At 58.7% G+C, this 22,426-nt stretch carries 19 protein-coding genes; 5 read left to right on the top strand and 14 right to left on the bottom strand.

Annotated elements, in window-relative coordinates:
• Positions 1–152: 152 nt before the first annotated feature.
• The 6 genes from HMPREF1292_RS04450 to HMPREF1292_RS04420 form a co-directional block, all read right to left on the bottom strand.
• Positions 153–1,385 (bottom strand): glycosyltransferase family 1 protein, encoded by a 1,233-nt coding sequence (locus HMPREF1292_RS04450; protein ID WP_084521412.1) that lies wholly within the window; start codon positions 1,383–1,385, stop codon positions 153–155.
• A gap of 36 nt (positions 1,386–1,421) precedes the next feature.
• On the bottom strand, positions 1,422–1,994 hold the full coding sequence (locus HMPREF1292_RS04445; RefSeq protein WP_021352101.1) for a DUF3592 domain-containing protein: 573 nt from the start codon (positions 1,992–1,994) through the stop codon (positions 1,422–1,424).
• 12 nt (positions 1,995–2,006) lie between these two features.
• Positions 2,007–3,770 carry a 2-succinyl-5-enolpyruvyl-6-hydroxy-3-cyclohexene-1-carboxylic-acid synthase gene (menD, locus tag HMPREF1292_RS04440; RefSeq protein WP_023018922.1) on the bottom strand — a complete coding sequence of 588 codons (1,764 nt, stop codon included), beginning with the start codon at positions 3,768–3,770 and terminating at the stop codon, positions 2,007–2,009.
• Between the two features lie 137 nt (positions 3,771–3,907).
• Positions 3,908–4,675, bottom strand: coding sequence for a hypothetical protein (locus tag HMPREF1292_RS10430; RefSeq protein ID WP_023018921.1), 768 nt, complete (start codon positions 4,673–4,675; stop codon positions 3,908–3,910).
• A 36-nt stretch (positions 4,676–4,711) separates the two neighbouring features.
• The gene (locus HMPREF1292_RS04425; protein ID WP_232218009.1) at positions 4,712–7,303 is read right to left on the bottom strand and encodes an excinuclease ABC subunit UvrA; all 2,592 of its coding nucleotides are present in this window, start codon (positions 7,301–7,303) and stop codon (positions 4,712–4,714) included.
• Between the two features lie 28 nt (positions 7,304–7,331).
• Positions 7,332–8,486, bottom strand: a complete 1,155-nt coding sequence (locus HMPREF1292_RS04420; RefSeq protein WP_023018919.1) for an o-succinylbenzoate synthase — start codon at positions 8,484–8,486, stop codon at positions 7,332–7,334.
• A 27-nt stretch (positions 8,487–8,513) separates the two neighbouring features.
• On the opposite strand from HMPREF1292_RS04420, the gene HMPREF1292_RS04415 reads away from it, so the two are divergent.
• Together HMPREF1292_RS04415 and menE are read left to right on the top strand one after the other, a co-directional pair.
• Positions 8,514–9,533, top strand: coding sequence for a 1,4-dihydroxy-2-naphthoyl-CoA synthase (locus HMPREF1292_RS04415; protein ID WP_023018918.1), 1,020 nt, complete (start codon positions 8,514–8,516; stop codon positions 9,531–9,533).
• 106 nt (positions 9,534–9,639) lie between these two features.
• Positions 9,640–10,833 (top strand): o-succinylbenzoate--CoA ligase, encoded by a 1,194-nt coding sequence (gene menE / locus HMPREF1292_RS04410; RefSeq protein ID WP_023018917.1) that lies wholly within the window; start codon positions 9,640–9,642, stop codon positions 10,831–10,833.
• 93 nt (positions 10,834–10,926) lie between these two features.
• On the opposite strand, the gene HMPREF1292_RS04405 is transcribed toward menE, so the two are convergent.
• A complete protein-coding gene (locus HMPREF1292_RS04405; RefSeq protein WP_023018916.1) occupies positions 10,927–12,009 on the bottom strand; it encodes an aldo/keto reductase in 1,083 nt (360 codons plus the stop codon).
• A gap of 164 nt (positions 12,010–12,173) precedes the next feature.
• Here HMPREF1292_RS04405 and HMPREF1292_RS04400 point away from each other — a divergent pair, with 164 nt between their 5' ends.
• Positions 12,174–13,064: a 1,4-dihydroxy-2-naphthoate polyprenyltransferase gene (locus HMPREF1292_RS04400; protein WP_023018915.1), complete on the top strand. Its 891-nt coding sequence runs from the start codon at positions 12,174–12,176 to the stop codon at positions 13,062–13,064.
• 141 nt (positions 13,065–13,205) lie between these two features.
• Positions 13,206–14,135: an AEC family transporter gene (locus HMPREF1292_RS04395; RefSeq protein WP_023018914.1), complete on the top strand. Its 930-nt coding sequence runs from the start codon at positions 13,206–13,208 to the stop codon at positions 14,133–14,135.
• 15 nt (positions 14,136–14,150) lie between these two features.
• Here HMPREF1292_RS04395 and HMPREF1292_RS11565 read toward each other — a convergent pair whose 3' ends face one another.
• Positions 14,151–14,612, bottom strand: coding sequence for a DUF4229 domain-containing protein (locus HMPREF1292_RS11565; RefSeq protein ID WP_023018913.1), 462 nt, complete (start codon positions 14,610–14,612; stop codon positions 14,151–14,153).
• A gap of 45 nt (positions 14,613–14,657) precedes the next feature.
• Here HMPREF1292_RS11565 and HMPREF1292_RS11560 point away from each other — a divergent pair, with 45 nt between their 5' ends.
• Entirely contained in the window at positions 14,658–15,059 is a 402-nt protein-coding gene (locus tag HMPREF1292_RS11560) for a hypothetical protein (RefSeq protein ID WP_306461558.1), read from the top strand.
• Positions 15,060–15,267: 208 nt separating this feature from the next.
• On the opposite strand, the gene ccsB is transcribed toward HMPREF1292_RS11560, so the two are convergent.
• The 6 genes from ccsB to hemL all read right to left on the bottom strand — a co-directional run bounded on the left by ccsB (position 15,268) and on the right by hemL (position 22,358).
• Positions 15,268–16,260 (bottom strand): c-type cytochrome biogenesis protein CcsB, encoded by a 993-nt coding sequence (gene ccsB / locus HMPREF1292_RS04380; protein WP_023018911.1) that lies wholly within the window; start codon positions 16,258–16,260, stop codon positions 15,268–15,270.
• A gap of 255 nt (positions 16,261–16,515) precedes the next feature.
• Entirely contained in the window at positions 16,516–18,108 is a 1,593-nt protein-coding gene (locus HMPREF1292_RS04375) for a cytochrome c biogenesis protein ResB (protein WP_051137442.1), read from the bottom strand.
• Between the two features lie 161 nt (positions 18,109–18,269).
• Positions 18,270–19,226 carry a cytochrome c biogenesis CcdA family protein gene (locus HMPREF1292_RS04370; protein ID WP_023018909.1) on the bottom strand — a complete coding sequence of 319 codons (957 nt, stop codon included), beginning with the start codon at positions 19,224–19,226 and terminating at the stop codon, positions 18,270–18,272.
• Between the two features lie 42 nt (positions 19,227–19,268).
• Entirely contained in the window at positions 19,269–19,895 is a 627-nt protein-coding gene (locus HMPREF1292_RS04365) for a TlpA disulfide reductase family protein (protein WP_023018908.1), read from the bottom strand.
• Positions 19,896–19,982: 87 nt separating this feature from the next.
• On the bottom strand, positions 19,983–20,699 hold the full coding sequence (locus HMPREF1292_RS04360) for a histidine phosphatase family protein (protein WP_023018907.1): 717 nt from the start codon (positions 20,697–20,699) through the stop codon (positions 19,983–19,985).
• A gap of 225 nt (positions 20,700–20,924) precedes the next feature.
• Positions 20,925–22,358, bottom strand: coding sequence for a glutamate-1-semialdehyde 2,1-aminomutase (hemL, locus tag HMPREF1292_RS04355; protein WP_023018906.1), 1,434 nt, complete (start codon positions 22,356–22,358; stop codon positions 20,925–20,927).
• Positions 22,359–22,426 lie beyond the last annotated feature (68 nt).

Here is a 22,426-nt window from a genome sequence, read left to right as displayed (position 1 = left end):
GTCGCACGAGTGAGTTTCGGTGCTTGCTGAGGTTTATTGTCCTGGCCCTTTTTGTCCTGGCCCTTTTTGTCCTGGGCCTTTTTGTCCTGGGCGCTAGCACCTTGGGCTTTATTGTCTTGCTCAGCCTTATTCGAAGAATCCACCCCACCAGCTTAATGGTTGGCACCCGGAGATTCCCACGCAGCTGGGTTCACCTCCGCCAGTACCTGCCGGTAATAGTCCACCAACTGAGCACAGATCCTCGGCCAGGTCTTATCCTCCACGTGCTCGCGAGCTGCAGCGGATAATTCTTGCCGACGGCTCGGGGCTACTAACCAGCTGACCGCGTCGGCAAGCTCTGCTTCGAAATTATCGGGATCCAGTAGCAGCCCAGTGCAGCCAGCAGGGTTTCCGTTGCTGTCACCAAGGTTCCCGTTGCTACCATCCCGGATCAGGTCGACTGGGCCGCCTACCCGCGGGGCGATCGTCGGCACGCCGCTAGAGTGCGCTTCCTGGATGGTTTGGCAAAAAGTCTCCAGCTCACCAGGGTGGACGAAAACATCGAAACTGGCATAGGCAGCAGCCAAATCTTGACCGCTGAGTGCTCCGCAAAACACCGCATCCGGCATCGCGGTTTCCAACTCAGAACGGCACGGGCCATCACCGACGATGACGAGCTGCACATTAGTCCGCCCGGACAAGGCAGCCAGCCGGTGCACACCCTTCTCATTAGCCAGGCGTCCCACGTAACCGACGATAGTTGGCGGTGATTGTTTCGGCCGTCCTGCGCACCACTTCCGACGCAGCGCATCCGAGCGTTTCTCCGGATGAAACAACTGCGTATCCACCCCGCGCCCCCAATGTGCAAGATTGCGCACCCCGTGCGATTCCAACTGCTGGATGGTCTCCGTCGACGGCGCCAACGTCAGCTGGCAATGATTATGCATCCGCCTGATCCAACGCCAGGTAGCGCGCTGTAATGCCCCCAGCTGGTACAGCCCGGCGAAACCTGCAATATCAGTCTGAAAAACCGCCACCCTGGGAATGCCTAAACGCCGAGCAGCCCAACCACCACCGCGCCCCAGCGCGAAGGGACTGGCCAAGTGCACGATATCCGGGCGGAATTCGGCGAGCGTGCGGTAGACGGTCGGCGTTGGCACGCCGATGGGCAGAGAATCGACGAACGGCAAGCGAATCGTCGGCACGCGCACGACCCGGAAACCCGCGTAGTGGGAGATTTCTGGATGGTCCGGGACTCTGCTGTCTGGCCCCCTACCGTGTGGGCCAGGTGCGATAACGATGGCGTCGTGGCCTTGCGCGTTCAGATATTCCAGAATGCGGAGGACGGAGTTGCTGACCCCGTTCACGTGCGGCAAAAAAGATTCGGCGATGATGGCTACGCGCAGCCGCGATCGGGCCGAAGGTGCAGACAACAACTAGCATCACCCGCGATTACTTGTCTTGGGAGTTCTTGGTGTGCTCGTCGGCGTCCTGTGAGGATGCGCTGTGGGACGCGTCGCGAAGCTAATCAACTGCCACAACACCAACGTGACGACGACAACCAGCGCCGCGACACTCAGCCCAGGGATAATCGCCAACGTCCAACCGCGGCCTGCGACTTTCACCAGGTCCGGATCCACGCGCGAATACTGCACCCAAACCTGCTGGCCCTCGGCAAGCCCGGTGGGGTACAACACGCCTGTCGACGGTGCCCGATACAGACCTTCGCCGTCCCGGAATTCCACGGTAGTGCGCAACAAGGAGGTACCCGTGACCGTCGCTAGGGCGCGACCTGGATCAGATTCAATCCGGTGATCATTCGCCGCTGCCCCGCCAATCATGGCAACTGAGCCCAGTAGCCCAGCTAAGCACAAGGTTGCAACCAGCTGGTGCATGCGCCGCTGCCACTGCCGACGTCGTCGCCGCGGATCATAAGACTGTGCGGCGGAAGGTGCAGTTTTATCCGGGCTTGCTTCTTGCGCACTCGTGGCTTGTGGATCTACAGAATCTGCCATAGGGAACCAGATTTATCCCCCAAGAACTGCATCGATCGCCTGGTGCAATTGCCGACGCGTCGCCCGAGTGGTCGCCGCCTCAATGACCAGGATCGATTCCGGAAATTCGGTTTGGGCGGCCAAGGCGTCGAGAAGCTCCTGTGGGCTCTCCACACGCTGGTAGGGCAGGCCGTAGCCCTCACAGATCACGGCAATGTCCACCCCATGCGGGGTACCGAAGGCCTGCTCAAAATCACGACGCAAACCGGGCTGTCCTACTTCGAGGGACTCGAAAATTCCGCCACCGTCATCGTTGGCCACCACGATCGTGAGGTTTTCCGGCTCCGGCTGATCCACCCCACGCAGCAGTCCACCGACATCGTGCAAAAAGGTGATGTCACCGAGCAGGGCAACGGTGCGCGGGGCGCGGATTTCGTCGGCACGCAAAGACTGCGCAGCAATAGCTACACCCATGGCCTGCGAAATATTGCCGTCAATCCCGGCAGCTCCCCGCGGGGAATACGTGTCGACGCCGTCAAACGGCAAACCAGTCAGGGCAACATCACGGACCGGGTTCGACGGGCCGACGAACACGGTATCTCCAACCGCCAACGTGTCCGTGACAGCAGCAGCAACGTGCAGTCCTGTAAAACCGTACGATTCACCTTCCAGCGCCTCGCGTACTGCCCCAGCAGCCAGATCGGAGGCGGCCTGGCACACTTGCAACCACTCCCGGGTAGGTTCACCATTGGTTTTCACACGAGTACCGCGGGTTTCTTGAGCGCCGCCCTCACGCAGACTCAAGAAATCATCGGTGCGGGACAGCACGATAACCTCGATATCCGGATCCGTGATCAGCGTCAGCACCCGGCGGTGCAAAGTAGGGTGCCCAACGACGATTATCTGGTCAGGTTTGGTACGCACGTAGTACTCGCCAACCTGGGCATCATCTTTGGCGAAAATCGCGGCCGCCCCCGGGTGCACCGGAACATACGGAGCCGGGGCGCTCGGCTCGGCAATCGTCGGCACATCTTCGAGCCCGTCGACACGCCAGGCTTCATCGCCGGCAATCACCAGGGTTGGTTTACTCAGGTCAACGGCAACCTCTCCGTGATCAGACCAGGTAGGCAGCCTGCGGCGGGCAGGGTGCGCGGGATCCACCGGTGCAATTGCGGGGGTGTCGGCAAAGTGGGCGCTGGCAAGGTTGGCATCAGCAAAGTGGGCGTCGGCAAGACCATCTGTACGAGGCTCGGCCAGTTCGCTTCCCACCAGCGGCACATCAAAAGCCACATTGATGTGTGCCAAGCGGTCAGCGCTAAGGCGTTTAGAAAACGCGGGGAGGTCATCCACGGTGTTGATCTGCGTGGTCTGGGTAAACGTGGAGAAAATGCCCTGTTGTTGGATTGTTTGCGAAGCCCCCGTGCCGACGAGTCGCTGCGGCCGATCCGCGCTCAACACCAGCAGCGGCGTATGAGAATGAGCAGCCTCAACGACGGCAGGCAAACAATTCGACACCGCCGAGCCCGAAGTCATTACCACCGCAACATGCCGCTGCTGCACGCGCGCCAACCCCAACGCCAAAAAGGCTGCGCTGCGCTCATCCAGGCGCACATGCACCCGCAATCCTGGGTGCGCAATGAGCGCCAACGAAAGCGGGGCGTTACGCGAACCCGGACACAGCACGACATCGGTGGCGAATTCTGCGAGCCGGGCAGCTACCTGTTGGGCCAACTGGACGGCCGCAGGTTGCACCTGGTTTTCGGACTGTGGGGATTCGGTCTGTGGGGATTCGGGCATGATCTCCTACTCAGGATTTACAGTTTCAGTATTTATGAGCGCAATATTTACGATCGGGTGAGCGTTGATACGGCCAGGTCATGACTAGTCAGGCCTAAACTAGCCAGGCGTAATCAGGTGCCTATTCAGGTAAAGAACTAGCCGAAAATATTGCTCAACCAGCTGCGCAGATCGAACTCTTCACCTTCTGGCGGCAACAGTTCCTCCGGCACCTCAGTTGGGATCTGGTCTCGCCAACTTCCACCGTCGCCACCAGGCAAAACGGGTTCTTCGATAACGGTGGTTGGTTCTGTCACCGTGACATTAACCTCTTCTGTTTGTGTGGAGGTCACAGTAGTTGGTGTCGGCGGCGTAGCCTGCTCATTATCAGCGGAACGCCACAGGAAGAAAAACACTACGGCCAGCAGTAACGCCAAACCCGAAATGATGCCAAGCAACATTTGCCAGGAACTCGAGCCACCCGATGCCTGTGCTGTTTGCTGCGGCTGGTGCGCATTGTGCACGGTAGCCTGCTGTGCCGCAGGGGCATAACCGGAGTTATATGGCTGTCCATACTGTTGCCCGTATTGATTCTGGCCAAAGCCTTGGGTGTACGGGCCCTGGTACTGCTGAGTCTGCGGCTGACCTTGCTGGCCCTGGGGCCCCTGGTTCTGGTCCTGATCCGGAAAGTACTGCCGCGGACGGTCTATGTTCGGACGGTCTATGTATTGTGTCTGCTCGTTCGAACCAAAATATTGCGTGCGATCGTTCGAACCGAAATATTCCGTGCGATCGTCGCCACGGAAAAATTCGGTACGTTCATCGCGACCCGGGCGGCCACTATGGTTCGAGCCACCATGGTTTGCTCCGCCGTGGTTCGCTCCAGAACGGCCGGAATGACCAGAATTGCCAGAATTAGGTGTCATCAATCCTCCTCAAGGCTTGGGCCCAGTCTAGACATTTTACGGCCCCACCCGCCGGGCCAATTCCCGACCCGTAGCAGTATCTTCTTCCGCCAACTTCTTAGGGCTCGCCTGCGCTAGGATGCGACCTCCAGCAGCTCCCGCCCCAGGGCCAAGCTCAATCACACGATCCACACGAGCCAGCGCCTGCAGATTGTGCTCCACCATAACGACGGTAGCGCCGGCGTCGGCAAGCGCTTCCAACTTGTCCAGCAACTTCGCGCTATCGTGCGGGTGCAGCCCCATGGTTGGCTCGTCGAGCAGATACAAACTGGATTTCTTCTGCGTCCGCTGCAGCTCCGTCGCCAACTTGATGCGCTGGGCCTCGCCACCAGACAACTCCGGCGCCCCCTGCCCCAAGCGGAGGTAGCCCAGGCCAAGTTCATACAAAACCTCTAGAGCCCGCACCACCTGGGTGATCTGGGAATGGTCGGGATCTTTAGTACCGCCGTCGGCAAGGTCACGGAAAACCTCCAACGCTTCGGTAACTCGCAACTGCAACACATCAGCCACGGTGCGCCCGTGCCAACGCACTTCCAGTGTCTCGTCGTTAAACCGGCCGCCCTGACACCGCGGGCACAACGTGTAGGTCCCAGGTAAGAACACCAACTCGACCTCGATATGGCCGGCCCCTGAGCACTCCGGACACTGGCCCTTTTTCGTGTTATAGGAAAACTTCGAGGCATTCCACTTCTTCGCATCCTTGCCATCCCGGCGCGCCTGGGCAGCGAAAATGCTGCGGACGCGGTCAAACATTCCTGTATACGTCGCCAGGGTGGAACGCGGAGTACGGCCAATGGGTTTCTGCGTTATCGTGACAACCCGGCTAATGTCCGGGTGCTCCGTTGCGCGCTTGCCGACGACATCTGTCACCAGCGTCGACTTACCCGAACCAGATACCCCAGCCACCGCGGTGAACTGGCCCAATCCGAGCTCCAGGTCAAGCCCTTGCAGGTTTCGGTGGTTGATCCCCCGCAGCACCAAGTGGCCGTTAGCATCGCGCGGGGCGTCGGCAAGCTCGAGACGTCGGTTTGCCAAGGCCTGGGCAGTCGGGGATTCCGCTAGCTGCCCATTAGCGTCGGCAAGCTCACTTGGCTTGCCCGCAAATACCACGGTCCCTCCCCCGTCACCGGCATAAGGGCCAATGTCGATGAGGTAATCAGCCTGGGCCACGAAATCCATGTCATGCTCAACGACAAACACGTTATTTCCCACGGCCAACAGGCGACGGATCACCGTAAGCACGGCCGTGCGTTCCTGCGGATGCAGACCCGCGGTGGGTTCGTCGAGAATATAGGTCACGCCAAACAAGGAACTGTGCAACTGAGAAGCCAGGCGCAAGCGCTGCAGCTCCCCGGCAGACAATGTGGTTGCGGCTCGGTCCAGGCTCAAGTGCCCCAGGCCAAGCTCCAGTGCAGCAGCCAGCGGAGGGACAATCTGGGTTAACAACAAGGCCTCGGCATCATCCTGCGCAGTACGGGTGGCCGGGGCCGCAGCAGTGTCGGGTTGGTCATCACGGCCGACGTTGTTGGCGCCGGCACGCTGGCCAAGCTCCTGCTGGCGGTCCACCAACGCCTGGTGCAGAAAGTCCAAGGACCACGCATTCAGCTCATTAATCGGAACATCCAAATAGCGCACTTGCAGCGCCTGCGGCCGCAAACCCGCGCCACCGCAATTGCTGCAGGTATGCGATTCCAGGAAAGACTCCGTGCGACGTCGCAACGAATCCGATTCCGTTTCCCGCAGTGTCTTATACAAATACTCGGCCACGCTACGCCACGTGCCCTGGTAAGTGCGCTGAACCTGGTCGGCACCACGGTGCGGAACGATCTCGACGACGGGGCGCTCGCGGGTAAACAGGATCCAGTTGCGGTCGGACTCGGAAAGTTCCTGCCACGGGCGGTCAAGGTCATAGCCCAGGGCCTCCAGGATGTCGCGGAAGTTCTTACCCGCCCAGGCGCCCGGCCATGCAGTAATCGCGCCGTCGCGGATCGACAACTCCGGCTCATGCACCATCGACGCTTCCGTGGCGACGAACTTCGTGCCCGTTCCACGGCACTCCGGGCACATGCCATCGGCAGTATTCGGGCTGAAAGCATCTGAGGCCAGGCGTGTGATCGGGGTGTCGGATGGGGCGCTGCCAGACGTTGTAGCGCCAGACAGTGCGCTGTAATCACCACACCGGGAATACAACAGACGAACAATATTCGATGTAGAACTAATCGTGCCCACCGTCGAACGCGCCCCAGGCGCCGTGGTCTGCTGCTGAAGCGCAACCGTCGGCGATAGCCCCTCAATGGAACCGACCTGCGGATCAGTCGCCTGGCTGATCAAGCGGCGCGCAAACGGAGCCACCGATTCCAGGTAACTACGTTGGCCTTCCCCATGGATCGTGCCAAACGCCAACGAGGATTTACCCGAACCGCTAATACCGGTGAATGCCACCAGCTGACCGTGCGGGATGGTCACGTCAATATGGCGCAAATTGTGCAGGTGGGCATCATGGATGCTCACGCAGGTCGGGACCTGTATGGGTTGCTGCTGGTCAGAGGCGTCGGTTTGTGGCAGGTGTGCAGGATCCGAAGAAGGCATAACCTCCAGTCTAGCCGGGGGCGGACCTTTACCGCGGCGCCCAACTTTCACCATTTTCTCGGGCACGGTGCGCTTCCATTTGCGCATAGGCCGCACGCAACCGGTCCAACCACCAGTCGTGCGTCGCACCGTCCGCTGCCAAAGCAGCCAGCCGGTCAGCATCGGGTGCCACCGGGGCAGTCGCCAACATGCCGTCGACAAGCGAACGCGGCGCGGCCACATCTTCCAAAAAAAGCGAACCCGTCGCCAAGCCCGCCGGTGCCGGAGCCACATCGATGTCCTCGTCGTCGTTCAACTTCGGCAAACTCGCCACCGCCGCCAACCCAGCATTAATCCCTACCGCGCTGTCCAAAGCCGAGGCAATTGTCACATCCATATGGCGCGCGCGCAGATCCGCACTCAGCTGCAACACCCGACGCACCCCACCCAGCGGGGCCACCTTGACGACGGCCACATCCGCCGCCTGCAAATCCGCCACCCGGTACGGATCCTCCACCCGCCGGATGCTCTCATCGGCGGCGACGCGAACAAAAATCCCGCGGCGCATCAGCTGGGTGCGAACCTCCGCCAGTTCCTCTGGCGTGGCGCACGGCTGTTCCACATAATCCAGCGGGGCCAACGCTGATACCGCTTCCACAGCCTGCTCAACCGTCCACGCACCATTAGCGTCCACACGGATGCGGGTGCCCGGAATTCCGGACAGCTCCTCACGCACCGCGGACACCCGGGCGATGTCGTCGGCAAGCGCATCCCGGAAATCCTTGCCAGGCTCAGCCACCTTCACCTTGATGCAACGTGCGCCGGGCATGCGGGAAAGCACCTCCGGAACCTGGGCTGGCTCCACCGCCGGGACCGTGGCATTGACCTCGATATAGTCACGGTTTGGGGAAGGAAACCCCTGGTAGGCAGCTTCCAACCCAGAGCGCAGCCAGGGGGTGGTCTCGCGGGCAGTGTAATCAGCGAACGGGGCGAATTCTCCCCAGCCGGCCGGGCCGTCAATAAGCACCACTTCCCGGTGGCGCAGGCCACGGAATTTCACCGCCATGGGCAAAGAAACGACGTGGGCGCGCTCGAGGATGTCTGCGAGAGGGGGCAGAGAAGCCAGAAACGGCTGGGATGAGCGAGGTTGCTTCGATGGGCGCGGTGACTGAGGCAACCGAGCGCCACTATTCGGAAAATTCATGCCCCAAGCCTAGCTAGACTGAAGGCCATGACTACCACACCTGAGCACAAAACTGAGGCCAGCCCCAATACAACACCCGACGCCACCGCCGACGTCAACCCCGAGGCCAACCCCTTCGATCCCACCCAATGGCGCACCGTCGCAGGCTTCGAAGACTTGACCGATATCACCTACCACCGTCACGTAGGCAACACCCGGCGCGACGGAATTGTGCGCATCGCCTTCGACCGGCCAGAGGTACGCAACGCCTTCCGCCCGCACACCGTCGACGAGCTTTACCGCGCTCTCGACCACGCCCGCCGCACCCCTGATGTGGGCACCGTGTTGTTGACCGGTAATGGGCCGTCGCCGAAAGATGGCGGCTGGGCGTTTTGTTCCGGTGGTGACCAGCGCATTCGTGGTCGTTCCGGGTACCGCTACGCCACTAACCACGACGCGGATGTCGCCGATGCCGACGAATCTGGCGTGGATACCGCCCGCGAGAAAGTCGAGGGCGGGCGTTTGCACATCCTGGAGGTGCAGCGGCTGATCCGCACGATGCCGAAGGTAGTCATCGCGGTGGTTAATGGTTGGGCCGCTGGTGGCGGGCACTCGCTGCATGTGGTGTGCGACCTGACGATCGCTTCGCGCCAACATGCCCGTTTTAAACAGACCGACGCCGACGTCGGAAGCTTTGATGCCGGTTATGGTTCGGCCTATCTGGCACAGATGGTGGGCCAGAAAAACGCGCGCGAGATCTTCTTCTTGGGCCGGTCCTACGATGCCACCCACATGATGAAGATGGGGGCGGTCAATATCGTCGCCGAGCACGCCGAGCTTGAGGCCGAAGCCATCCAGGCTGCCCGCGAGATCAACTCCAAATCCCCGACGGCGCAACGCATGCTGAAGTTCGCCTTCAATCTTGCCGACGACGGGCTGGCCGGTCAACAAGTCTTCGCCGGCGAGGCCACCCGCTTGGCATACATGACCGATGAGGCTGTGGAAGGTAAGGAAGCGTTTTTGGAAAAGCGCGACCCGAATTGGGAGGAGTTTCCTTATTACTACTAAGGACCTCAGTGATAAGGGCTCCAGTGGTAGGGGCTCAGGAGCGAGTAGCTCAGGCGCAAGTAGCTCACGCGCGGCCGACTCAGCAGGACAACCGAGTCCAAGCCCAATGCCCGTTCCTCCCCCCGCCCACGAACCGGTGCTGACCGCGCTTCCGGTCCGGCTTGATGATCCCGCAGCGATCCTCGACGACTTGGAAGCCGCCATCGCAGGCCAAGCGCATTATCTTCCGGTGCCCGCTGGCGACCGGGCGCGTACTGAGTTGCTGTATTCCTCGCAACGCGTCGGCCAGCCAATCGACGATGCTATTGCCCTAGTGGTGCCCACCTCAGGTTCCACTGGCACGCCCAAAGGCGCACAGCTCACCGCAGCCAACCTGGTGGCTTCCGCCGATGCCACCCACGAAGCCCTGGGCGGCCCCGGGCACTGGCTATTGGCCCTGCCTGCGTATCACATCGCCGGAATCCAGGTTCTGGTGCGCAGCCTGGTCGCCGGGGTGGACCCGGTGTGCCTGGATCTTTCCCATGGTTTTCGTATTCCGGCTTTCGCCGCCGCCGCGGAATATTTAGACCACGCCCGGGGCGGAAAAACCCCCGATGCCCGCGAACCCATGTACACCGCATTAACCCCGATGCAACTGGATAAAGCCATAGAAACCCTAGAGGGCATTACTGCTTTACGACGCTTCGACGCCATCTTGATCGGCGGGGCAGCACTAAACCCACAATTGGCGGAATCGGCTCGCAAGCTGGGCATCCGCCTCGTGACCACCTACGGCAGCGCCGAAACCGCCGGGGGCTGCATCTACGACGGCCACCCCTTGCCGTGCAGCTCCGTCGCCGTGGAATCCGGCCGCATCATGCTCGGTGGCGCCACCATCGCCGCCGGATACCGCAATATGCCGGGCCACGAAGCCTTCGCCCACCCCGATTGGCCGGGCTGGTTCACCACCTCCGACGGCGGGCGCATTGTCGACGACCGGTTGGAGGTCAGCGGGCGCCTCGACGCGGTAATCACCACCGGTGGTTTGAAGGTGCACCCGGAAATCATCGAAAAAGAGCTCTTGGCCGTCCCCGGGGTCAAAGAGGCCTGCGTCGTCGGCGTGGATGATCGCCGTTTCGGGCAAGCCATCATGGCGGCCTATGAAGGTAGCGCCGAAGTCGGAGAAATTTTCGATGCTCTCTACGAACTCCCCCGCTGGCAACTGCCGAAAGAGCTGCTGCGTGTCGACGAACTGCCACGGACGTCGCTGGGCAAAATCCACCGGGCTGGTGTGGCCGAGCTATTCCAGCCTCGGGGCTAGCTAGTCGCGGGGTCTAGTTGGTCGCGAGGGCTAGCTAGTCGCGAGCTCTAGTTGGTCGCCGACTAGCTACCGACTAGCCAACGGGAACTGTCCCTAGTCTCGGTCAATAAACCGCAGATGCTTGTCGACATAGCGCTCGCCCGCCAAAGGGTGGGTGTCTAAGAGGTTGTCGAGCGCGGCACGATCGTCGTCGGCAAGCGTCACGTTGGCTGCCGCCACGTTCTCCTTGATGCGCGCCGGGTTGATGCTGCCCGGCAAAACCAGCATGCCGCCCGGGTGTCGCGCACCGCGATCCAACAACCACGCCAAGGCAATCTGGGCGGCCGTTGCGTCGTAACGGTGCGCGATTTCCGCAACCCGGGCCGCGTTGCGCTGGTTTTGCGCGAAATTGTCCGGGTGCAGGCGTGGGCTGTTGGAATCCGCATTGGGCTCGGTGAGCTGGGCGGACAACATTCCCTTGGCCAGCGGGCTGTAGGCGATAAATCCGATTCTGAGCTCCGCGCAAGTTGGCAACACGGATTCTTCTACTCCTCGCGACCACAAGGAATATTCGCTTTCTACCGCCGCAACCGGGAATTCACGGTGGGCGCGGGCGATGGTGGTGGCCGAAGCCTCGCACAAACCGAAGTGGGCGACGAGGCCTTTGTCGACAAGCTCACCAACGGTGCCTGCGACCTCTTCGATGGGCACCTCCGGGTCGACGCGGTGCTGCATGAAAAGGTCCAGGCGCTCGACGCCCAAACGGCGGGCGGATTCCTGGGCGACACGGCGAATGGTTTCCGGACGGGAATTAAGCTCGCCGGTGGGTTCGCCGTTGTCGATATTCCAACCGAACTTCGTGGCAATCGTTGGGGGCTGCGCAGAAGAACCTGCAGAGACCGCAGGTGGCGTGTGGGCGCGGGCGAAGGCATCGCCAAGCAGCTGTTCACCGGTGTACGGACCCTGGATCTCAGAGGTGTCGAAGAATTCCACGCCAAGCTCGGCAGCGGTGCGCAACACCTGGATCATTTCCTGGCGGCGGGGTGAGTCCGAATAGGAATGCGGGGTCATGCCGGTGCACCCCAGCCCAATCGGGAATAGATTTAATGGCCCGACGGGTGCTGGCTGGTCTTGGGTTGGGTGATCTTGGGATGGGTGGTCTTGGGTTTTCGACTTCGGATTGTGCGGATGCGTCATACCCCTACTCTAGGTCGCGACCTTCAACTAGTTCTGTTCCTGGCTAAGCCTCACGAATGCTTCAGTCAAGCCATGACGAAAACCTGCTGGCCCCCGCAGCACCGAGTTCCATCAATGTCATTTGGTGTTTGTTAATGACATGCAATGTAGCGCACAATGAATGCATGAGCGCTACAACATATTCGGCCACTACCCGCGATTGGATCCAGGCGGCACGACCGCATACGTGGCCGAATGCGTTCGCTCCGGTTCTGGCCGGAACAGGCGCAGCGCTGTACCAAAATTCCGGGAAATTCTTTCCATTCTTATTAGCCCTGATCGTCTCCTGGGCTTTGGTCATCGGGGTCAATTACGCGAACGATTATTCGGACGGCATCCGTGGCACCGACGACGAACGCACCGGCCCCACCCGGCTCACCGCCAGCAAGCTTGCCCGGCCTGCAGACGTGAAAAAGGCTGCTTTCATCTCCTTCGGCGTCGCAAGTGTGGCAGGTCTGATCCTGGCGCTACTTTCTTCCTGGTGGCTGATCCTTGTAGGCGCGGTGTGCTTGGCCGGGGCCTGGTTTTATACCGGAGGGAAAAACCCGTATGGCTATAAGGGCCTGGGCGAGGTCGCGATCTTCATTTTCTTTGGCCTCATCGCCGTGTTGGGTACCGAATACACCCAAGCCGGTGCCATCTCTGAAGTCGGTATTGGTTTGGCTATTTCCGTCGGCGCGATGTCGTCCGCGGTGAACTTAACCAACAACATCCGCGATATCGCCACCGACAAGCCAGCAGGCAAACGCACCCTGGCGGTGATCCTGGGCGACTCAACCTCCCGCAAGCTATATACCGTTTTGCTTGCCATCCCATACGTCGTAACGTTTCTTGTCGGCATCTTGGCATTCCCGGCCACCTGGATCGCGTTTGTTTCCGGTTACTGGACACTGAAAGCCCTGCACCGAGTAAATTCGGGGGCACGCGGTGGGCAACTGGTCACCGTGTTGGCGCTGACCGGGCGCGCGATGGCCTTGTGGTCCGGGCTCATGTTTATCGCCCTGGCATTGGCCTAGATTGCGCTAGCCTAGATTCCGTTGGCCTAGGTTGAGCGTAAGTCAGGATTAGTTCTGGTCTTGACCGACACCGGAGTCAGTAGTCGTCGTCAAGCCTAAGAAAGGCCCAAAAAGCCTCAAAAAGCCCATAGGAGGGCGTATATGGCAGGTGTGATCACTGCTTTTACCATCATCTTGTCAATCATCGCCGTGGGCTTTGCTCTATCCAAATCCGGTGTCATCGGCAACGATTCCCAACGGCTGGTCCTGAACAAAACTGCCTTCTACGCCGCCACACCCTGCCTGCTGTTTACCTCGCTCGCGAAATCCAATCCGGGCACACTCTTTTCCCCGGTACTTGCCGCCGTCGTTGTCGCCAGCCTGCTCACGGGCGCAAGCTATATCATCGCCTCCCGCCTGTTTTTCCCGAAAGACTTGCCGACGACCACCATGGGCGCGGCCTCATCGTTTTATTTCAACTCCGTGAATATCGGTCTGCCGGTGAGCATCTACGTGGTAGGTGAAGCCACCTGGGTAATTTCGATCTTGATGCTGCAGATGGTGTTTTTCACCCCGTTTATTCTGGCTGCGCTCAACGACGGGCACGGGCGCACCCGAGGTGCGAAGATTGTTGATGGCATCCGTTCCGGGTTTTTGTCTCCGCTGGTGCTCGCGGGAATTGCAGGCATGATTGTTGCGGTGGCTGGGTGGGAAATCCCGGAGGTTGTGATGGAGCCGATGTCGATTATTGGTGGCGCATCCATCCCGATGATTTTGATCAGTTTTGGCGCTTCCCTGACCTCAATCCAGATCCTCGACGACCCAGCGGACCGCCCCGCCGTCATCACCTCCACTGTCATGAAGCTCGTGCTCATGCCGGTATTCGCGTGGTTGGCTGGCCTGGCACTGGGGCTAAGCAGTGACCACCTCTACGTCGCCGTGATCTTAGCCTGCTTGCCGACGGCACAAAACGTGTACAACTACGCCGCGACCTACCAAAAAGGTCTCACTGTTACCCGCGATACCGTTTTCTTGACGACGTTTGCTTCCCTGCCGGTCATGGCCGTGGTGGCCGGGATTTTCGGTAGTTAACGTGACGGCAGGTTGCTAACGGCCAGCTAGTTCCCGGTTGACCCATTCTTTGCGGGCTTTGCGCTGCTGCGCCAGCTTAGCGACGGCCTCGGTGGTTTCGATGCGAAGTTTTTTGAAGATCAGCATCGACAGCGGCAGCGCCACCAACAGCGCCAGAAGTGCAGACACAACTAATGGAACTTGGGCTCCGATGAGTACTGCTAGCGCCTGAATCACGATGGTCAGCCCCAAAAACAGCCCCAAGCGGGCAGCCCCGTATTTCAGCATCGCACGGGTTGCCTGCTTGCGAGTTTGCGGGTCCAGTTGGGGTTCTTCAGCAGGTGCAAAACTGTGTTGAGATTCATCACGCGAGGCTGGGTTAGCACTATCGGTGGCACGCGGGCTATTGCTGGACGGACCCGAGCCTTCTGCGCCTTCCCGATCCACCCCATTCGGGATACGGGTTCGTGCACCATTACTGTCTGGTTGATTAGTCACAAGATTCATCCTAAAACGCACCGATCGTGCCGTAAAATGATCAGTATGGGAAAGCTGATCTTGTTAGCGCTAATAATCCTGGCTGCAGTCTTGGTGTGGAAGGCTTTTGGTCCAGCATCCTGGAATCAAAATCGCCAGATGAAAACTGCTGAACGCCCAGCGATTAAAGGGCCAGACGATGACGAAGAGTTCCTGTGGAATATCGAAAAGAATCGGTTTAAAGAACGTCGTCGTCAAGAACAAGAGCGACAACAACGCCACGAGCATCAACAGCGGCAACCTCGTAGCCAAGGCGAGGCCAAGGGAGCATCCCGAACAAATGATGCTCCCGATACAAATCCCCCCGGCGACACAACCCCCTCGGGCGATGCAACTGGATCAGACCCAACAAAAGATTCGCACTACCCAAATAATAAGAAAAACGACGCGAAACCCGACGACCAGTAAAACCTACTTCAGCCGATACCGCCGACATTAAGCATGACGGTATCGCGTCACTTTAGTTTGCACCGTTGGGGGAGAGTCCGAAAATAGCCGCGGGCATGGGCTCCCCCGAACACTGTTTGCCGAGCACTAGTTGCCGGACACTCATTGACGGACACAGCTGCCCCGGACACACGCCGCAGCGCGCGCATCTCAGGGCACACGTTGCGGCCTAGTTCAGCCCAGCATAAGAATGTAGGCCCGACACCACCATGTTGATAAAGAAGAAGTTAAAGATCATGGTGGCCAGCGCGATAATGTTAATCCAAGCCGCCCGCATGGCACGCCACCCGGCGGTGGCACGGGCATGCAGATACGCCGCGTATAAGATCCAGGAAATTAGGGAAACGGTTTCTTTCGGGTCCCAGTTCCATGGCCTACCCCACGCGGCTTCTGCCCAAATCGCCCCCAGCAAGAGCCCCAGGCCAAGGACCGGCAAGGTCACAATCGCAGACTTATAGGCCAGCCCGTCAAGCTTTTTCGCGCTGGGCAGTGGTTTCACGATCGCGCCGGCAATGCCGTCACTCTCCTCGCCTTTTGGCTGCCAACGTCGCAACAAGTACAGCAGCGAAGCGACACCCGAAAGCATGCCGATGGAACCGCCTAAGACGGCAATGCCCACGTGGATCGGCAACCAGAACGAACGCAGTGCCGGAACCAATGGGGCAGATTCTGCATATAGGTGTGAACCGCCAACGAACATCAAGATGATGACGGGCATCAGCAGCCACGGCCACAGCACGCGCCATTCTTGGCGCTGGCCAACAACCACAGCCGCAACAACCATGGTGAGCAAAGTCAGCATGAGCGAATACTCATACATGTTGCCGAACGGGAACCGGCTGTTCGCCAAGCCACGAGTAAGCACAGCCCCTGCATGAACAATAATTCCCAGCCAGATCAGCGTCTGCGCCATACCTGACCACTTGCGGGCACCAGCTTCCAATTTGCCGACTGTTTTAGCACCGGCCCCTGCATCAGCATCGCGGTTATCGTCAGCAGCGCGACCGTCGGCCCCAACGCGTTCGCGTTGCCGGTGTGCGTCGATCACGCTTTGCACCTTGACGTAAAACACCAGGGCCACAACCAGGGCAATCGCGTAAATAACGAACGTCGTCCGGAACATCAGGTCCGAGAAATTGGACAGCGTTTGATCAGCAAGCATTAATTCACACTTTCTTATCGTGATCACGACGTTTCCGGACCGACATCCGCGGATGTCGCAGGAAACATGGCCTTTTCAAACTACAGCAGAACGAGTCCCCACCTCAACTAACGATAGGTTGGACATAATCCTTTCGGATGATAAACACCTAAGCCTGAACCACCAGGCGGCGCCCCACCAAACCGAGCAACACCGGCTTAGCCGATCTGGCCTAGCCGATCTGGCCCAACCGATCTGGCTTAGCAGCCAGATGACTTAATCCCGCGCATACAAATCGTCTTCTTCCACATCATCCGGATCCGGCAAAGCAAACAACTCCCGGTAGATCCTGTCCAGTTCTTCACCCCAACCGGCGCGGTCCGTGCGCGCCAAGCCAGCCATCTCGATACCGGTGGTGCCATCACCATTATCAGTAAACCGCACCCAAATACGGCGGCGCTTAATCACCAGCGAACCCACCAACGACAACAACATCACGATCGTCGACAGCAACACCCACCGCTGGAACGGATCATGCGCGATCTGGTAGTTCGCAAACTCCGAAGCACCGTCGAAAGTCAACTCAGTACCATCGTCCAGGGTGATGGACTCGCCTACTTCCAAATTCACGCGCTCCAACTTCTGCAATTGGCCGCTATGAATCAGCGTTTGGTCCAGGTCAAAAATCGATTGAGCGATACCCGTATCCAATCCGGCATCACCTCGATAAACATCAATCGCCACCGCAGGATCACGCATCTCTGGGAAAGCTGAAGTCAACAGCTCGCCGTTTTCACCTTGCCAATCAGCCGTCGGCGCGAACAGCCCCTGCAGCGCAATCTGATTCTGTCGGCGCTCATACAGATCGGGATACATGCCGGCGGGAGGATCGAAACGCATCGCACCGGAAGACAAGAAGTTCACCAAATCATCCGGCCGGAACTGCCAAGTCTGGGTCCGGGTTTCCCCATTAGGCCACTTCACGGTAAACGTCGGAGCGAAACCGTGACCCTGCAAATACACGCGATCGCCATCAATACGCAACGGATCATTCACCCGCAACTGATAGTCGTCCCACGTCTCCGGGTCCGAGAAAATCTCGTCGCCCAGGGCATAGGAAATATCAGAACTAAACATCTCCGCCTGCCCACTAGGCAGATAATCTGCCTGAAAATTATGGGCAATGAAACAGAACGGGTTCAGGCCCGTGCCGTCGAAAAGCGGCCCGGCGCGGAAAGAGTCATAGCTTGAGACGGAAGTATTACAGAATTCAGTGGACTGATCCAGCTCCGCCGCGTGGTCATAACTACCAGACTCAGTAACAATAATGACCTGGCCCTCGTAATAGACCATGCGCCCTGCAGCCACCGTCACCAAAATGGCAACCAACGCGATGTGGAATAACAAATTCGCCAATTCACGCCCATAACCGCGCTCCGCAGAAATAGACGATCTCCCGGCGCGGTCCTCATCGGCGCTAAACTCCGAGATCCGCCAGCGGCGCAGCAGCCTTAACGTCTCCGCACGGGCGTCGGCAAGCGACTTGTCCAAGGTGCCCGTGTGGTGATGCGGCATCCGGTGCAAGAAACGCGGGGCTCGAGTCGGACGCGCGCGCCACGCCTTATAGTGATCCCAACTACGCGGGATAATACAGCCAACCAACGAGGCCGCCAGCAACGTGAAAATCGCGATAAACCATGAGGACTGAAAGACGTCGAAAAGCTGCAACGAATCATAAACCTCGGCGAGCTTACCGTTATTTGCGATGTACTCGTTGACGTTTTCCTCATTCAACGAACGCTGTGGCAACAGCGCACCCGGCACCGCGGCGATGGCCAGCAGGAACAACAACACCAACGCCGTACGCATACTGGTTAACCAACGCCAGGCTCGCTTCAACAATCGCCAAGGCAACCAGGATTTGCGCGCGGTGTTGTCCACGGTGAGCTCCTTAAGGAAAATCGCGGGAATAGTCAGCGGGTTGGGTGGCTAGGGTGATAGAACTGGGGTGATGGGCCTGGGGCGGCAGGCTAAATCAGAGTCGTTCCATAATCAAAAGTCCACTGCCGAATATAGTTAATGAACTCCGCCCATACACCCGTTGCCAGGGCAAGCCCAACAAGGATCATGAGTACGCCTCCGATGGTCTGGATAATGCGGGAATTCTTCCGTAACCAGTCAATAGAGCGCATGGCCTTGGCCGAACCCAGCGCAAACAGCACAAACGGCAGCCCCAGACCCAGGCAATAACCGATGATCATGAGCACACCCCGGGCCGCGGTACTGCCTTCAGTACCGGCCGAAATCGAAATGATCGCTGCAAGAGTCGGCCCCAAACACGGAGTCCAGCCCAGCGCAAACACGCCCCCCAGCAGCGGAGCACCCACCCAGGTACTCCATTTTTTCGGTTCCACACGGGTGTCACGCTGCAGGAACCTCACGCCACCCAAAAACACGACACCCATCAGGATCGTGACGACACCACCAACCCGTTGTAGGGTTTCGGCATTGGCATTAATGGCACTCAAGGCCCCAAAAACAGAGACGGTTGCCAGGAGAAAGACCGTGGTAAAACCGGCAATAAAAAGCAACGAAGCCCCAACCACGGCCCACTGGCGACGCTTGGCGACGCGGACACCATAACGATCATCCAGCTCCACCGAGCCACCCGCAACACCCGCAAGGTAAGAAATGTAGCCGGGCACCAACGGAACGACACACGGCGAAGCAAATGACACGAGTCCGGCCAACGCGGCGGCAAGAAAACCTAGGACAAGCGGGCCACTTGCCGCGGCGTCTGCGAATGATGATGCAGACGCCGACGCAGCAGCAACCGAGGACACCGCGGTACTGCTAGTACTAGCACTGACACTCGCACTTGCGATAAAACCGGCGCTCGCTGCTTGTTCCGACAACGCTGCACGCGAGAACTCCGAATTGAATAGGTTCGATAGGTTCGATAGGCTCGACAGGTTTGACGGGTTCATAAAATCCATAGAGGCTACAGGCACGACAGACACTACCAGCGTTTAACTTTCGTCGAGAAGCGGTAATGCCGCATCAAGAATGTCCTGATCGGTAACCTCCCGCAAGAAAACCGCAGCTGGGCGGTGCTGTTTATCCAGGATGATCGTCGTCGGCACCACAGAAGTCGGAATACCACCCAACGCAGCCGCGGAACGGAACGGCGGATCATAAATCGACGGGTACTCCACGCCGTTATCTTTAACGAAATCCTGTGAGATCGTTTGATTGTAGTCCCGGACGTTAATGCCCAACACGGTGCCGCCCGATTCACTGAGCTCCTCATGAGCACGCTGCAAATCGTCTACCTCCGCGCGACAGGGAGCACACCACTGGCCCCACGAGTTCAGAACGACGACCTCTCCAGCGAAATCATCAAGAGACAAGGTCTCATCTTCGTTCATCAAAGACGGACCGCGTAGATTCGCAATCGGACGACGCTCAGATTCGTCATAGAAAATTTCCGTTTGCCCACCCGGAGTATGGAACTCGAAAGTACCGCCCACGTCGGAAACAGCATTCTTATTGGCTTCTTCCGACGCACATGCCGCCAAAGTCAACGACATTACACCTGCCAGCACAAGAGACGCGACGGTACGGGAACGCCGGGATGGTCCAAAAGTCGTAATCATAGTGCCCCTAGTATCACCCAACATGACAGCTGAGCCAAGTTGAGACCTGGACACCAAACCCCAGATGGTTCACCTTGGTATGGAAAATTATATTTCCCGAGCCGGCGTGGAATAGCGGATATCAATAATATCCTTTCCGCTAAATACCAAGCTGGTTACCGACGCCAGCGCACACTCGCGATTCCATGGGGCATGTGCCAACGCCTGGCCGCGCACCGTGCGTTGCACCATGACGATCGGCAACTGGTGAGAAACCACAATACCCTCGTGGCCTTCGGCTTTATCACGGATATCGTGCACTGCTGCCATCATACGATCAGCAATATCCACAAACGGCTCGCCCCAAGATGGTTCCAGAGGGTTATACATCTGCGGCCAGCGTTTTGGGTTCCACAACTGCGAACGCAAGCCCTTCGTGCGCAGACCTTCGAAATCATTACCCGATTCGATAACCTGTGGGCATTCCTCAACGTCTAGGCCTGTGACTTTAGAGATTGGTTGCGCTGTCTGCTGCGCCCGAAGCAACGGTGATGCCGCCAGATAAGCCACATCATGACCTGCGAAAGATTGCGCAGTGCGGGCAGCCATAGAGTGGCCACGGGAAGACAAATGATAACCAGGAATCCGGCCATACAGGATCTTGCCCGGGTTAAAAACTTCCCCATGCCGTACCAGGTGCACGATAGTCACCGGAACCTCCGAACCAGTACCACCGGATTTCTTGGTTTCATGCGATTGGTTGGCTGGGTTGGCTTGTTTCGCTTGGTTGGCTGCAGAGTGATCACTGGATGAGATATTCAGCATGGGGCAATTCTCCTTTTCCTGACATTAGGATTCGTCAGCTGCACGAAATGGCATTTCGAATAGCGTCCAGCCTAGCGCAGGTTCACTGTTGGCTGGACGCAAGCGACTAGAGCACGCTCGCAATCCCTGAACCTCAAAACCCCAGAAACCCCAGAGTCCCAGAATCCCAGAGTCCCAGAATCCCAGTCGAGGCATGGTCGGTGCGCGGAGACTAAACCGCAACCATTAATTCATCGGCTGTGCAGCAGCTGCAGCCTTCGCCGCCGGTGCGAGCGCTTTTTCGAGAATTTCAAAGTCTGCATCGCCCAAAGCGTCGTGCACAAACCAGGTCTCAAAAGCCGAAGGTGGAACTACTACCCCGTTATCCAGCAAAGCATGGAAAAACGGACCAAAACGGAACGTATCGGCAGCTTGCATATCAGCGAAGTTGCGCCCCTGCCCCTCAGCAAAACGAACGGACAACATGGTGCCGGCACGCTGAATATTGTGGGCAACGCCTTCCGCCTGCAATGCACGCGAAATCATCTCGCTAAGAGTATCCGCGTGCGCGCCGATGCGCTGGTATAGGGATTCGTCGGCAAGCTGCAACGACTTGGTGCCCGCGGCAACAGCAACCGGATTACCAGACAAGGTTCCAGCCTGATAAACGGGGCCTTCTGGCGCCAGGTGAGCCATGATGTCAGCACGGCCGCCGAAAGCAGCGGCGGGCAACCCTCCCGAAATGACCTTGCCGAAGGTCACCAAATCACCAGCCACACCATCAATGCCGTACCACCCCTGATACGAAGTACGGAACCCAGTCATGACCTCATCGAGGATCAGCAAAGCACCGTTATCGTGCGCAAGCTGCTTCAACGCCTGGTTGAACCCATCCTCCGGGGCGACAGTTCCCATATTCCCGGCGGCTGCTTCCGCGATCACGGCAGCAACCTCCCCCTGATTCTCGGCAAACGCCTGGCGCACAGCCTCCAAATCGTTATACGGGACGACGATGGTTTCCGAGGCCTGTGCCTTAGTCACACCAGGAGAATCCGGGCTTGACGACGTCAATACACCCGAACCTGCGGAAGCCAGCAGAGCATCGACATGCCCGTGATAACAGCCCTGGAACTTGATGATCTTGCTCTTCCCCGTATAACCGCGTGCCAGACGAACGGCAGTCATCGTGGCCTCAGTACCCGAATTAACCAGGCGGACCTTGTCCACGGCAGTGCGCTGCGCAATCAATTCAGCCAGTTCCACCTCACCCGTGGTCGGTGTGCCGAAACCTAGCCCCTTCTCCGCGGCACGAGCTACCGCCGCAACAATCTCCGGATGCGCATTACCGTGAATTCCTGGGCCATAAGAACACAGCAAATCGACATACTCGTTTCCGTCAACGTCAAACAAACGAGAGCCCTTGCCATGAGTAATAAACCGCGCAGTGCCTCCAACCGCATCAAAGGTACGAGCTGGAGAGTTCACACCACCCGGGGTGATATTCACAGCGCGACGAAACCACTCTTCCGAGCGCGCCGAAGGCAATGTAGCGCTGGAACTGGCATCAACGTCAGCCCCGTTACCTGTAGAGGCACCGGAAGCAGAATGCCTTGTGGTTTCTACACTTGTGGTTTCTACGGTCGAGGAATCTACAGCTGCATGTGAATTGTCCTGAGTCATAACCCCTAGCTTACGGGGTCTGTCACCTACGAGAATTCAGGCCTAGAGGTGGTGCCCCTCTAGAACCG

The organism is Corynebacterium sp. KPL1995 (assembly GCF_000477935.1).
GTDB lineage: Bacteria > Actinomycetota > Actinomycetes > Mycobacteriales > Mycobacteriaceae > Corynebacterium > Corynebacterium pseudodiphtheriticum.
This window is presented reverse-complemented; position numbering and strand designations above follow the sequence as displayed.

Excerpts from the sequence above, each read along its gene's own strand:
- HMPREF1292_RS10430 (WP_023018921.1), bottom strand. The coding sequence starts at position 4,675 with ATGACACCTAATTCTGGCAATTCTGGTCATTCCGGCCGTTCTGGAGCG.
- HMPREF1292_RS11560 (WP_306461558.1), top strand. The coding sequence starts at position 14,658 with ATGGGAAAGCTGATCTTGTTAGCGCTAATAATCCTGGCTGCAGTCTTG.
- HMPREF1292_RS04405 (WP_023018916.1), bottom strand. The coding sequence starts at position 12,009 with ATGACGCATCCGCACAATCCGAAGTCGAAAACCCAAGACCACCCATCC.
- HMPREF1292_RS04395 (WP_023018914.1), top strand. The coding sequence starts at position 13,206 with ATGGCAGGTGTGATCACTGCTTTTACCATCATCTTGTCAATCATCGCC.
- menD (WP_023018922.1), bottom strand. The coding sequence starts at position 3,770 with ATGCCCGAATCCCCACAGACCGAATCCCCACAGTCCGAAAACCAGGTG.
- HMPREF1292_RS04425 (WP_232218009.1), bottom strand. The coding sequence starts at position 7,303 with ATGCCTTCTTCGGATCCTGCACACCTGCCACAAACCGACGCCTCTGAC.
- HMPREF1292_RS04360 (WP_023018907.1), bottom strand. The coding sequence starts at position 20,699 with ATGCTGAATATCTCATCCAGTGATCACTCTGCAGCCAACCAAGCGAAA.
- HMPREF1292_RS04375 (WP_051137442.1), bottom strand. The coding sequence starts at position 18,108 with ATGCGTACGGCGTTGGTGTTGTTGTTCCTGCTGGCCATCGCCGCGGTG.
- HMPREF1292_RS04365 (WP_023018908.1), bottom strand. The coding sequence starts at position 19,895 with ATGATTACGACTTTTGGACCATCCCGGCGTTCCCGTACCGTCGCGTCT.
- ccsB (WP_023018911.1), bottom strand. The coding sequence starts at position 16,260 with ATGCTTGCTGATCAAACGCTGTCCAATTTCTCGGACCTGATGTTCCGG.
- HMPREF1292_RS04420 (WP_023018919.1), bottom strand. The coding sequence starts at position 8,486 with ATGAATTTTCCGAATAGTGGCGCTCGGTTGCCTCAGTCACCGCGCCCA.
- HMPREF1292_RS04370 (WP_023018909.1), bottom strand. The coding sequence starts at position 19,226 with ATGAACCCGTCAAACCTGTCGAGCCTATCGAACCTATCGAACCTATTC.
- HMPREF1292_RS04415 (WP_023018918.1), top strand. The coding sequence starts at position 8,514 with ATGACTACCACACCTGAGCACAAAACTGAGGCCAGCCCCAATACAACA.
- hemL (WP_023018906.1), bottom strand. The coding sequence starts at position 22,358 with ATGACTCAGGACAATTCACATGCAGCTGTAGATTCCTCGACCGTAGAA.
- HMPREF1292_RS04400 (WP_023018915.1), top strand. The coding sequence starts at position 12,174 with ATGAGCGCTACAACATATTCGGCCACTACCCGCGATTGGATCCAGGCG.
- menE (WP_023018917.1), top strand. The coding sequence starts at position 9,640 with ATGCCCGTTCCTCCCCCCGCCCACGAACCGGTGCTGACCGCGCTTCCG.
- HMPREF1292_RS04445 (WP_021352101.1), bottom strand. The coding sequence starts at position 1,994 with ATGGCAGATTCTGTAGATCCACAAGCCACGAGTGCGCAAGAAGCAAGC.